The organism is Ruegeria sp. YTSA072, assembly GCF_059610285.1.
Map to the genome: position 1 here is coordinate 70860 of NZ_JBXWNI010000015.1, position 12225 is coordinate 83084.

12 protein-coding genes are annotated in these 12225 nt (G+C 53.4%); 5 read left to right on the forward strand and 7 right to left on the reverse strand.

The annotated features are described in order from the left end of the window. Positions 1-9 precede the first annotated feature (9 nt). Positions 10-1506 carry a DUF7056 domain-containing protein gene (locus AC2FIB_RS19605; RefSeq protein WP_496737117.1) on the forward strand — a complete coding sequence of 499 codons (1497 nt, stop codon included), beginning with the start codon at positions 10-12 and terminating at the stop codon, positions 1504-1506. 420 nt (positions 1507-1926) lie between these two features. Here AC2FIB_RS19605 and AC2FIB_RS19610 read toward each other — a convergent pair whose 3' ends face one another. Next, positions 1927-2463, reverse strand: a complete 537-nt coding sequence (locus AC2FIB_RS19610; protein WP_496842638.1) for a GNAT family N-acetyltransferase — start codon at positions 2461-2463, stop codon at positions 1927-1929. A 305-nt stretch (positions 2464-2768) separates the two neighbouring features. Beyond that, positions 2769-3302, reverse strand: a complete 534-nt coding sequence (locus tag AC2FIB_RS19615; RefSeq protein WP_496842639.1) for an NUDIX domain-containing protein — start codon at positions 3300-3302, stop codon at positions 2769-2771. 246 nt (positions 3303-3548) lie between these two features. On the opposite strand from AC2FIB_RS19615, the gene AC2FIB_RS19620 reads away from it, so the two are divergent. Continuing rightward, positions 3549-4073, forward strand: coding sequence for a P-loop NTPase family protein (locus AC2FIB_RS19620; protein WP_496842640.1), 525 nt, complete (start codon positions 3549-3551; stop codon positions 4071-4073). Positions 4074-4153: 80 nt separating this feature from the next. On the opposite strand, the gene AC2FIB_RS19625 is transcribed toward AC2FIB_RS19620, so the two are convergent. Then, a complete protein-coding gene (locus tag AC2FIB_RS19625) occupies positions 4154-4669 on the reverse strand; it encodes a hypothetical protein (protein ID WP_496842641.1) in 516 nt (171 codons plus the stop codon). 126 nt (positions 4670-4795) lie between these two features. Between AC2FIB_RS19625 and AC2FIB_RS19630 the strand changes: the two genes are divergently transcribed. Further along, positions 4796-5488, forward strand: a complete 693-nt coding sequence (locus AC2FIB_RS19630; RefSeq protein ID WP_496842642.1) for a methylenetetrahydrofolate reductase C-terminal domain-containing protein — start codon at positions 4796-4798, stop codon at positions 5486-5488. Then, positions 5485-6363: a methylenetetrahydrofolate reductase gene (locus AC2FIB_RS19635; RefSeq protein ID WP_496842643.1), complete on the forward strand. Its 879-nt coding sequence runs from the start codon at positions 5485-5487 to the stop codon at positions 6361-6363. Before AC2FIB_RS19630 ends, AC2FIB_RS19635 begins: the two co-directional genes overlap by 4 nt. A gap of 798 nt (positions 6364-7161) precedes the next feature. On the opposite strand, the gene tnpB is transcribed toward AC2FIB_RS19635, so the two are convergent. The 3 genes from tnpB to AC2FIB_RS19650 all read right to left on the reverse strand — a co-directional run bounded on the left by tnpB (position 7162) and on the right by AC2FIB_RS19650 (position 8783). Beyond that, a complete protein-coding gene (tnpB, locus tag AC2FIB_RS19640; protein WP_496842645.1) occupies positions 7162-7512 on the reverse strand; it encodes an IS66 family insertion sequence element accessory protein TnpB in 351 nt (116 codons plus the stop codon). Then, positions 7509-7910 carry a hypothetical protein gene (locus tag AC2FIB_RS19645; protein ID WP_496842646.1) on the reverse strand — a complete coding sequence of 134 codons (402 nt, stop codon included), beginning with the start codon at positions 7908-7910 and terminating at the stop codon, positions 7509-7511. The genes tnpB and AC2FIB_RS19645 overlap by 4 nt, the downstream gene beginning before the upstream one ends. Before the next feature lie 81 nt (positions 7911-7991). Next, positions 7992-8783, reverse strand: coding sequence for an oxidoreductase (locus AC2FIB_RS19650; RefSeq protein ID WP_496842647.1), 792 nt, complete (start codon positions 8781-8783; stop codon positions 7992-7994). A gap of 626 nt (positions 8784-9409) precedes the next feature. Between AC2FIB_RS19650 and AC2FIB_RS19655 the strand changes: the two genes are divergently transcribed. Continuing rightward, on the forward strand, positions 9410-9754 hold the full coding sequence (locus tag AC2FIB_RS19655) for a cupin domain-containing protein (RefSeq protein WP_496737115.1): 345 nt from the start codon (positions 9410-9412) through the stop codon (positions 9752-9754). A gap of 70 nt (positions 9755-9824) precedes the next feature. Here the strand turns inward: AC2FIB_RS19655 and AC2FIB_RS19660 are convergent, their stop codons facing one another. Continuing rightward, positions 9825-11513 (reverse strand): adenylate/guanylate cyclase domain-containing protein, encoded by a 1689-nt coding sequence (locus AC2FIB_RS19660; RefSeq protein WP_496842648.1) that lies wholly within the window; start codon positions 11511-11513, stop codon positions 9825-9827. Between the last annotated feature and the right edge of the window lie 712 nt (positions 11514-12225).

The following is a 12225-nucleotide window of genomic DNA, read 5'->3' on the forward strand; positions in this document are numbered from 1 at the left end:
GCACAAGGTATGACTGCACTCGCTCACACAAAGCCGTCTGCACTTAGCCAGGAACAAAGGCTGTCGTTGGCGATCAGGGTTTTCGTACTGGCAAAAATCGCCATCCTGCTTGTGCTGGCGGTCAATACCCGCTTTGTGATGGATGAGTTTTGGCACTTCACCCAACCGGCATATCTGTTCAACGGCACGTTCGAGACAATTTGGCCCAAGAAAGCGGTCGGCTACGCAGTATTTTTTGAACTTTCTCATCTGATTGGCTGGGACGCCACCTCGATGCTGATGACGGGCCGACTGACCACGGCAGGCCTGGCATTGGCGCTGACCTGGTGCATCTACAAAAGCGCCCGCGCTTTGGGTTACGAGCGCATCACCGCTATCCTGGCCGTAGCGCTCTTGCTCAGCTTCAGCAATTTCATCGAGCGGGGGTTTCGCCTCCGATCCGAACCGCTTGCCACGTTGTTTGCGGCGATGGCTGTGTTGGTCATCGTCCGATACGAAACTGACCGCGCCAAAACCCTTCTCATTGCGGGTCTGCTCAGCGGGCTTGCGTTCGTAACGACGCAGAAATCGGTCTATTTCAACTTCGCCTTGGGCGCAGCAACCGTGGTTGACGCAATCTGCATGATGTCCTTCGCCCGTGCAGTCAAACGCGCAGGCCTGCTTGTTCTGGGCTGGGCTTTTGCCATCGCGCTCTACAGCGCCCTGCTCGGCGGGTCAGCGATGCCGCAGGTTCTAGAGGTACTCTTCCTGGGGCCCGCCGAACTCGCACTCAACGGCGGTAGCTACTACGAAGGGCTTGACGTATATATCTGGCAGACGATTTTGCGTAACACGTTGCAATATGGTTTGGTTGTGTTGGGACTTTTCTTGTCTGCCAAACATTTCCTCAAACGCGACAGTGCTGCACGTATATTCCTTATCTACACGGTTTTGCTTACTGTATTAGTCTTCTTTCACAATCAGACTTGGCCATACGTGTTCACCATGGCCCTGCCCTTTCTGGCGATCTACGGTGCCGTGGCGACGACCGATCTTATTCGACAGTCGGAAAGATGGACCTCGATTACGGTTGGCATCCTGATAGTGATCGCTGTGCAGAGCACCGTTCGGAATGTACATTATCTGAGCCATGATAACAGCGCTCAAATAGCGCTCGTCCGACAGGCAGAAGCGCAGCTTGCGAAAGACGAAACCTATTTCGACGGCATCGGCATGATCCCCAGCCGTCGTATGGAGCCCCGTCTTTGGCTTGATGCTCAAGCCGTCATTAAAACCAATGAAGAAGGGCAGAATTCTACTCTCTATCACGCACTGCTCGGCGCTGAACCTCATCTTGTGATTTCGACCCATCGAACAGACAAATTGGGCGCAGTATTCCAATCCGCACTGGAGGCGAATTACGGCTTCCTAACGCAGTACATCATGCTGCCATTCGAAATCAACCCAGAGCTCTTACCGACAAAATCCGAGCGTGCCCTGCTCTTCAAAGGCATCTATTCAGACTAGAGCTTTCTGTGCACGGACGCATTGGGCGCACCCGGGGCGTATGCCGGAACGATTTGGAGAGTCCATTAGGTATTGCCCATCGTCTAGGTAACGTTAGCGAGCTGAAGATGTTTCTCACACTACTGACCATCGTTGATGGAAGCGTGCCGGGTAGTTTGATGCTTTTCTCGCACAGTCTTCGATGCCTGTTTCAGAGGTGAATACGAAATCAACCGCGCTGCTTTGTGGGGTCTCACGCGGGGCGGAAACCGCACTTCTCGGGGTAAGAGCAGACATTCGTGCGAACTGCAGCATTGGTAGTTTTGGGCTCACTGCCGCCATTCTCTGCGGTGGGCATCGATAGGAGGTAGGAGCCCCTTGCGGACCTCCGCTAGCTCGACTGATTTTGCTAGCGCAGCACGACATGAACGCAGAAGCCAACTATTGTCGAGATCTCTCCATAAACAGTGCTTCTTGATCTCCATAGCGGCCCAAAACTTCATTCGCGAAACCGACCTTTTTTGCAACATTGATTGAGGCCGAATATGCAGGATCGAACATCGCCGAGGTATGCGTGCAGGGTAGAGTCGTATCAGCCCAATGCATCATCGCAGTAACCGCTTCGGTTGCGTAGCCTTTTCCATGAGCGTAGGTTCTGAGCACCCACCCGGCTTCTGGTCTTCCGTCCAATGTTGGCTCCGTATCACGATGATAGTCCGCAAGGCCAACCTCGCCTAGGAAATCACCGTCGGCTTTGGATTGAACGACCCAATACCCAAAGCCCAAGTGTTGCCAGTGACCGGCATAGCGCAGTAGCCGAGACCAAGATTTCTCCTGTGTCGACGGCACTCCGGATATGTGTGCAACAACCTCTTTGTCAGCCCACATTGATGCGCTGTCATGAAAGTCACTTACTTGATGGCCACGAAGAAGAAGGCGCTCGGTTTCGATCGTCGGCACCAGTGATGCGTCGTTCATTTAATAAAACCCTTCAAATAGAAATCAGCGGGAGGCCCGAGCACTGAAAATGTTGCAGGTGGACATCGCACTTCATGATTGAATAGCGGGAAAGGTCAACCCTTGCGGACATTGATTAAGAGTGCCGCATCAGCTCACTCGGGCTCTCTGAAGGACTTCTCTGCGGTAGGTACCTGCTGGTGACAAGAGCCCAAAGCCGCCTTTGATCACGCTTCGGTCTATCGCGAGTGCAGCAAGTCGCGAAGCGCAGATTCCGGACGTCCATCGCCAGGTGGCAAAGACAGGTGAGCGGACTTAGTTACAATTCACTGTAAATCCAATTTCGACAGAAACCGTTCCATGTGCGGATCAGAACGGCCAAACGGCACATGGTTGCGATGGAACCATCGAACTTCCCGAAATTCTGAGCCGTCGAAGTTCAGTTGTTCCCTTCGATCTCCACGGAGGACGTACCAAAGCGACACATCAGTATGCCCAGAAGTAAGACCGACGGTTTCTGTAACGGTCAAGAAGATTGGCGATGGATACAAAAAATTGGCTTCGATACCAAGCTCTTCAAATGCCTCGCGCTTCACCGTTTCTCGTGGATTTTCATCGAGATCGACATGACCACCAGTAGGCAACCAAAGCTCGGCGTTAATGTGATCGACCAGAAGTACATGATCTCCATCAATCAGCAAAAAATAGGATACGAGGTGGCGAGGCGGAGTAGCAGGCTTCGCTATTCGAAACAAATTTGCGCCCGTGTCGATCCAATTAAGCGTATCGGAGATATGGGTGGTTTCAACTTCATCTAAGGGGTTTATTCGATTTATCTCACTTCGGATGATTTGCCGCATAGTATCTCGAATTACAAATGTTCACCTTTCATTCTAAATGCGTGTGGCGAGATTTCAAGGTACTAAGGGCTCTAAGCCATCGTTCTCTGCGGATTTCATGATTGGTGGTAAGAGCCCTGACTTGCCTTTGCTAAGCCATTTGAACTCTGCACATGCATTCGTCTGGTAAGCTGACAAAGCTGTCGTTGGCATCTAAAAAGGCTGTCGTTAGGTTGCAGAGCGCAGCACCATAGCATTGAGGCTTGAATGCGGAAAATCATTGTCACCGGAGCCAATGGTGTCGGGAAAAGCCATTTTGCTTCGGTGTTGTCTTCAGCCCGACCAGAGATCCCCGTGGTTTCCTTCGACGCGATCAAACTTCGCAAAGAATGGCAGCAGCGCTCCCGACCGGAGATAGTTGCGGCTCTGGCACTGGAGATCGAAAAAGAAGCATGGATACTTGAGGGCGGCCCTAGCCTTTTGTCTCAAGCGGTCAGTCAAGCTGATGCGCTGGTCTGGTTGGACCCGCCTGAATTGGTGAGGGGATGGCAGCTTGCAACGCGACCATGGAAATTTCTCGGAAAGACTAGGCCAGAGTTGCCACTTGGGAACGTCGATTGGCCCTGGCAGCAGTACAAATTTGCCCTTCATAGCCTCAAGAACGGGTCGAAATTTCGTGCGTATATCTCGGAAATATATGCAAGCGCAGATGGGCTACAAAAGTGGCGGTGCCGCGGCAGAAATGACTGCGAAGTTGTCGTCAGAAATTGGGCTCAGAGCCGACCTGAATGAAGGTTTGGGCTCTTACTGCCAGCCTATGCCCACAGCAGAGAATTGCAGCAGTGAGCCCAATCAGCCCAAAAACTGCAAAACTACGACGTCGGCTTGTAGAGATTCTCAAAAGTCGTTTTTTCGGGATCAAACGATGTATCGGCGTCGATCAAACTGAAGCCTAACTTACATTCAACACATACCCGTAAGATGCTGGTCAAATGCTCACAAATGACAGAGGGAATATTGTCCACCTCTTTTTTTGCGTACACGAAACCCGAAAATTCAACTTTCTGATCAAGGTTTAGCCAGCCGAGAGTAACCAGTTTCGGCCTCGCATGCCGGTAAGAATCGCAATTCCCTTCGAGGTAAACAGTCAGCCAAATCTCACTTGTGGAAGGAAATACATCAACCGGCAAAGGAAGAATCTCACGTACAGCACTGATAGCTTCATCAACGATTTCCATGCGGATACTAAGCACGATTAGCGGCGGGTTTCCAATGGCGGTTTTGTCCGCATCGCAGTCGTTGCTGGCGTCTGAACTGTCCCCAAGACCTGCCGAAACTGTCGGATGACCGGTCTGAGCCCATGTAACGAATGCTGCACTCGGAACCAATGTCAGTTACCGGGTCAGTGTGCTTTGCGTCGGGTGGGATTGGGCGGCAGTGATATGTAAGCGCTACATTACGTATAGAGAGTCGTCGACCCGTGCTAAGGTCAAGCCTCCACAAGGAACAATTCTATGTACCGTGTCCGACTTTTTGCCACCCGCCACGCACGCGCATTTGAATGGATCTACAAGCGTGTCGAGCAGGTCATGGTGGCGCTGGAACCCCTTTTCGCAAAAATTGGCTACAACCGTGTTGAGCGCCCGATTGCCCTTATCGAAAAGGGAGTGAAGACACTTCTTTTCGATTGCAAAATGTGCGGCCAATGCGTGTTATCCTCAACCGGCATGTCCTGTCCGATGAACTGCCCCAAACAGCTGCGCAATGGCCCCTGTGGCGGGGTGCGGCAGGGAGGGTATTGCGAGGTGAAGCCTGAAATGAAATGCATTTGGGCGCTAGGCTGGGACGGGGCCAGCCGCATGAAAGACGGGGCCGCGAAGATCAGGGAGGTTTTGCCACCTGTTGATCGCAGTCTGCAAGGCTCTTCCTCATGGTTGCGCGTCAGCCGCGAAAAGGCGACATTGAACCGCGAAAAACGGGATGCGGCCCGCATGACCGTTGCTGACGCCTTTCCAGAGGCACGATTGCAGGAACCAAGCTCGGCTCCACTGGCAGACGAGCCACCCAAGGCCACGACCTCGAGGCGCGACACAAGAGCGATACCTCACCCATCGAAAACACCCTGCTGCCCTATGCCAAGCCGCCTGAGGGTCATGTCTCTCACAGTCGGCTTGAGCGTGTTTTGCGCTCGGGCCGCTTTGCAGTGACGGCTGAATTGAACCCGCCCGACAGCGCCAATGCGGCGGATGTTTTTGATGCGGCTCAGCCCTTGGGAGAGGTCGCAGATGCGATCAATGCTACAGACGCATCGGGGGCCAATTGCCATATGTCCTCCATCGGCATCTGCGCTCTGCTGACCCGCGCGAGCTATTCCCCGGTTTACCAGATTTCCTGCCGCGACCGGAACCGTATTGCCATTCAGGGCGATGTCTTGGGTGCTGCCGCGCTAGGTGTCAGTAACGTGCTGTGCTTGACGGGCGATGGCGTGGGCGTGGGCGATCAGCCCGGCGCGAAACCGGTGTTCGATTTTGATAGCCTCAACCTGTTGCGTACCCTGCGCACAATGCGCGACGAAGGTGTGTTTCTGTCGGGACGAAAACTGTCCAGCCCACCGCAGCTGTTCCTCGGGGCGGCAGAAAACCCGTGCATCCCACCTTATGAGTGGCGTGCGGACCGCCTGACCAAAAAGGTCGAGGCCGGGGCCGATTTCATCCAGACCAACTATATTTTTGACATTCCCCTCTTTGAGGCATTCATGGAGCGGGTGCGTGATGCCGGCATGGACAAGCGCGTGTTTGTCATCGCCGGGGTCGGCCCTCTCGCCTCGGCCAAGGCGGCGCGGTGGATGCGCAGCAACGTGCCGGGCATTCACATCCCCGATGCCATCATCGACCGGTTGGAGGTGGCGCAAAACCCTTCGGATGAGGGCAAGAAAATATGCATCGAGCTGATCCAGCAACTGCGCGAGATTGTGGGCGTCTCAGGCGTGCATATTATGGCCTATCGGCGCGAACACCTTGTCTCCAGCATCATCCTTGAATCGGGTGTTCTGGCAGGACGGCGCAGGCGGAAGAAAGGTTAACCTGTCTGGTCGGATAACAATTGCGTGTCGTCATTGAACTTTCGGAACAGCCGACCACTTGCAGCGATTGGCAGACTTCCAACCGTGCTGCTTTTCGCTGCAGACGCAAGGTGCGGATTGCTGCCGTTGGGGCGGGCGCAGCGAATTCACACTTTGTCTGCATAGCAGCTGTTCAAGGCTCCAAAATACTGCATCTCTGATTTAAGGTCCGCTTCCTGCGCGTTGCTTCCAATCGTGGTGCTTGGTGCTGCAAACGCGGCGAACGGCAAGTTGGTGGCCATTGTGTTGAAAATCTCAAAATTGCCGGAGGCCTGTGTTCTCTGCAAAGGGCGATCCGTCGCTAAAGTCCAAAGACAATATTGATGACGGTTGTTGAGATGCTCTCTGGCAGCAATAGACAGATTTCGGCCGAACCCTGAACTATAATACCCTACCAAGCTCACCTATTGCTACGACCCGCTGCAATTGCCCAAGCTGGGCTTACTTCTTGCGCCGTTTAAGAGATGAACAAAGGGACACATAGGTGTCCCTTGGTAGCTTGCTCACCCGATCAGTAGCCCCGTATGCCGGGTGTCAGATGAGGGGTTTTGATGAATAAAGTTTGGACGCTTTTTGACCCGAGTCAACTCATTCTGGAACAGAAAGTTCAACAATTTGTTGGTGACCGCCCGGTTAGTGCGCGCTGGCGCTAATATTCTGGTTCCAGTTCCACTGTATGCGCGGTGTCCCCAAGACGGATTCCGGAATGTTGGCGCTGACGAAATCTGACAAGACGTAATTTCTTCGTTGGGAACGGCGTCAAACCGCGACCGGGTGCCGGGTACCGCGTGCAATCACGCGCTTCCAGTCGAGCCCTTCGAAAAGGGCCTCAAACTGCGATTTGGTCATCGTCATCACCCCGTCACTCACGCGGGGCCATTCAAATCCCTTTCCCTCGATCCGCTTGTAGACCAGCACAAGGCCAGTCCCATCCCAAACGATGAGTTTCAGCCGGTCCGCGCGTTTCGAACGGAAGATGAAGATCGCGCCACTGAATGGATCGAGATCGAATTCATTCATGACGATCGCGGCAAGGCCATCCATTCCCTTTCGAAAATCAACCGCCCTGGTGGCGACGTAGAATTTGAAGTTGCCGGCTGGGGAAATCATACGCAACCCTCAACCGCGAGCATGATCTTAACCAGATCGTCTACCGGATAGTTGACGGGAAAAGATATGGAGCTTTCCTGGCCCGTGAGAAGAATGCGATCATCGGTCTTCGGATAGCTTTTTGGAGGTGTTTCTTCGGCAATCAGTACTTCTGAAAAGACCCGTTCTTCGTTCCGGGCGGTGCTTCTGACCCGTGAAGATTTCACGTCTGACCTCCATTTATAAACCAGGGATTGGGAAACGTTGCAATTCGCCATGATGTCACCGACAGTCAGTTCACCCAGATCAAGTTTGTTTTTTACAAACCGCTTGAAGCTGGGCGGCCAGACACGGCGCCCGCCTGCGTGGACTTCGATGGTGAAACCGTAGACTTCGAATGACTGTGGGAATTGCCCCATAGCTGCTGCCTCTCTTTTGGGGCAGTATGTCATGTGAGCAAAAGCGTGATCAGGGGTGATTTAGGGGGGCAGATGCAACGCTTACATCTGTTCGTAGGTTCCGCCGGACAATTCTATGAGATCGATGCCGTCGTGTTCGAGCCAACGCGCAACTTGGCAGCTATCTTCAATTGTAAATCCAACTTTCTGGAAATCTGCAGAGTTCAACTTGACTGCAATAGGATAGTCCTTGCCCACGGCGGCGCGCGTCGCTTTGTAAGTCGTCCTCAAAAACCTCGCCCGGTTTTCAAGCGATCCGCCCCATTCGTCCGTGCGACGGTTGGTGATAGGCGACAGGAATTGACTGACGAGATACCCGTGCGCGGCATGTAGCTGCACGCCATCAAATCCTGCTTTCTTCGCTATCGCGGCGGTCTTGGCATAGCGCTGGATCGCATCCAGAATATCTTCTGAACTCATTGCCCTCGGCTTTCCGAACAGGCCTAGAATGCGCAGCTTTTCTGCGGACGGGGACAATGGCCGTGTATTCACTACAATAGGACATTGGCGTCCCGGATGGCTGATTTGCATCCAAATTTGGCTGCCACCGGATTTCGCGGCGGTCGCCCATTCTCGCGGAGAGTCTAATATGCCCTCGTCTTCAACAACGACATTTCCGGGCCGCTCAAGGTATCGTTTGTCGACCATGACATTGCCCGTTACTTGCATGGCCATGCCACCATTGGACCAACGCTTATAGAGAGTCTGATGGCCTTCGGTTGGAGCATCATGAACATCTGCGAGCGCTTCGGTCATGGCACTTCGCGAGAAGCGGCTTTTCAACCGCACACCGCATGGAAGGTCGAGATGTTCCGAAAAACCTAATTCTTTCATTGCTTTCCGCCCCAATTAAACACTTGTGACCATTTATGAGTCACCGACATCCGTTTAGGTTGCACCACCACAATCCATTTGAGCAAACGCTAAAGCGGATCTTGGAGCTGTTTCATACAAGTGCTGTTTGATCCGTGACTTGTGAATTGCCCCATCCGTCATCTCTGCTCCAACCATCAGTGGCTGGTTTTTCCGCCACACAGCGGTATCCCGCGCCGCACACACTGCAATTCTTTCGCTGCAAGTGCGCGCAGCATGAAATCGACGTGTGGGTTGGGCTCGCTGCCGACCCTAGGCTCTGGACCTATAAACAGGTCGCAGCGTCAACGGCTGCTTTGACCCAGAGCAGACACTGGCAGAAAGCACGGCTATGACCGGGTTGCGGACTAAGCCGCCACTCGCCGCACCGTCCACTAAGAAGCGCTCCGCGAACTTTGCGGACCCTGGAACAGCCTTTGACACAACAATTTGGAACGCCGCAGTTAACCGCGTGCACACCAGCATTGATTTCGAAAAGGTCCCAATGCCATCATCTTCTAAAAGTAGGAGGGGATTAGATGTGGAAACCAATCATATTTGCTTTTTTGATTGTCGTGACTGGTGCCGCAGCGGCTATGTAACACGATGTGCGGGATCCAGCGACTTTGCAAAAACCGCTTATTCAGGACTTGCTAACCGAGTCGCTCAAAAACACTGAGGGCTTGGAGGTTGTCGTGAGCTATGTTGCCCTACCACCAAACCTCACTTTACCAATGCATTGGCATCCCGGTGAAGAATTTGCCTACATTCTGCAGGGCAGCGTCACCCTCATCCTAGACGGCGAAGGCGAACAAGAAGCTTTTTCAGGTGACGTAGGCGTCGTTCCGTTGAAAAAAGTGCACACCGCTCGCTCAGGGGACGAAGGGGCAACCATTTTGGTGTTCCGTGTCCATGAGGAGGGCCAGCCAGGCAGAGTTTTGGTCAGCGACTGATTTTCAAGACAAAGGCGAAATATTCTTTACCGAATGCATGGTTGTCGGAACCGGGGGGGGCCGTTTGCCTTCACACTTGCAACCCTGCTTTTTTCCACCCGCTGCGCCAGCGATCAGCGCAGGTTGGAATAGAGAATAATGGTAAACGTGTTGTCTCGGTTATCGAAGCCGCATTCGGAGCGATTTCGTTCAATTTGACAGCCGCTGTTTTTGCCGCATCTATGTCATCGAGCTCAGCGAGCGACGCAATCAGCATCAGGTGGCTCATCAGGAAGGTTGCACGCACAGACAAGGCTTCGCGACAGGCCTGCGCGGCTTCCTCATAACGTCCCAAGTGAAACAAGGCGGCACCCTGTCCCATGAAAGCGGCGTGCCGCAATGGATCACCCGGGCTGAGTTCGACAGACCGGACTGCATGTTCCAGCGCCTTGTCAGGGCGATTCAGCAAATAAAGATTTGCAGCAGCGAGCATGTGGACCGTCGCCGCGTTGGGATTTTCCGACAATGCTTCCTTAAAGGCTGTCCGCGCGCGGGACAGGTCTTGTGCCAGCATAGAGATTGAATGCGCGGCATAAGCCTTTGCAATGCCGTCCGCGCGATCGCTCCGCAGCACCTGCTCTGCGGCCGCGACAGCTGACTTGGGTCCCTGATCTACAGGTTCCAAACCTTGCACAAGACGTTGGATATGAAGCCATGCTAGCAAGCCCGCTGCGGAGGCGTATTCCGGATCTCGATCCAAAGCCAGTTTTGTCAGTCGTATTGCCTCTTTGTTGTCTTGGTCAGTCAGCAAGTGGAAATGTGATAAAGCTCGGAGGTAGAGCTCGTATGCCTGTAAGTCCTTGGTGGGTTTTGCACGCGCACGATTTGTTTCAGCGTGCCGCACCGATGGTTCAATAGCTGTAACTACGTCTTCGGTGACTTGATCTTGAAGATCAAAGATGTCGTCGAGCACACCGTCAAAGCGGTCCGCCCACAAATGGCTCCCATTTTCGGTATCTATGAGCTGTCCCGTGATGCGGACGCGCTGCCCGGAACGCCGAACGGAGCCTTCCAGTACATACCGAACCCCTAAGTCGCGGCCCACGTCGCGGATGTCCGTGCTTTTCCCCTTATAAGCAAAAGAAGAGTTTCGTGCGACGACCATCAACCAACGAAACCGAGATAGCTCAGTTATGATGTCTTCCGTTATGCCATCGGCAAAGAACTCCTGCTCCGGATCACCCGACATATTGTCGAATGGGAGCACTGCGATTCCCGGCCTCACATCCGCTTTGATCGCGAGATTGGCTTTCGTACCCTTTGGCCAACACCAGATTCCAACATGCCGCGTGATGTTTTTCAGTTCGGTTTGCTCTCCGCCGTCGAATAATCCCGCATCGTTACGGTCAAGGCTGTTATGTGACATATCTGAAAAGAGCACTTGTCCCGGCTTCGCGAGAGCCTCCAGACGCGCCGCAACATTGATGCCGTCGCCGAAAATGTCATCGCCATCGGTTACCACTTCCCCTGTGTGAACCCCGATGCGCAGTTTGATGTGGTCAGGTTTGTGGGCGGACTGAACTGCAATCGCGCAAGCTGCTGCTTCAGATGGTGATTGAAACTCGACGATCCAGCCGTCGCCCATGCTTTTGATCAGTGAACCATTGGTATCTTCCACGATCGGGAGAAACGTGTCCTCGCGGAAGGTCTTTAATGCAGCGACTGTGCCAGTACGGTCCTGATCCATCAGCGCGGAATAGCCCACAATGTCGGCGGCCAATACCGTCGTGAGACGTCTTCCCATTCACCCCTCCTCTTTGCAATGAAGTTAGCTCGGTGGGTTGCTTCTGTCAGCCCATTCGTCAGATTTTGAAAAGCCTTAATGAATAGAAAGCACAGGTACAGGCATACACGCACAACTAAAAAGGTAATGCTCAAATACCTGTCGCGCATTCAGCAAACGGTCACCTTCATATCCGCGGAGTTAGTTACTTGCGTTTCTTTAGCTGCCAATGTTCGTGGCAAAGCAATTCCGCTTTGGGCTCGAAGCGGCCATCCAACCAATTTGCTCAGATGACTGCTGAGGTAGGAGGAGCGGCCATTCAGACCAGGCATCGAGCAACTCCGAGCCGAAAGGGTCGCTTTCACCAGTTCCGGTCATTCGTGGAAATCCTGGCTGCGTCCAGGCCGCGGGACAAAGTGACGTACTCGATACCGGGTCCTAATATCGTATATGAGCTCAAAGTTTCCGTTGGTGGTAATTGCTAAAGAAGTCCGCTACGTGCGCGCGCTGACAGCATAAGCTGGGTTGACGGGTTGACGGGCGGCAGGAAAGTCTCTTGGAGCAAGCCTTAGCAACTGGTAAAAAAGCAAAAACCGCCGTAGCCGATGTGGCTGAGGCGGTTTCGCAAATATCGTTGGTTGCGGGAGTAGGATTTGAACCTACGACCTTCAGGTTATGAGCCTGACGAGCTACCGGGCTGCTCCATCCC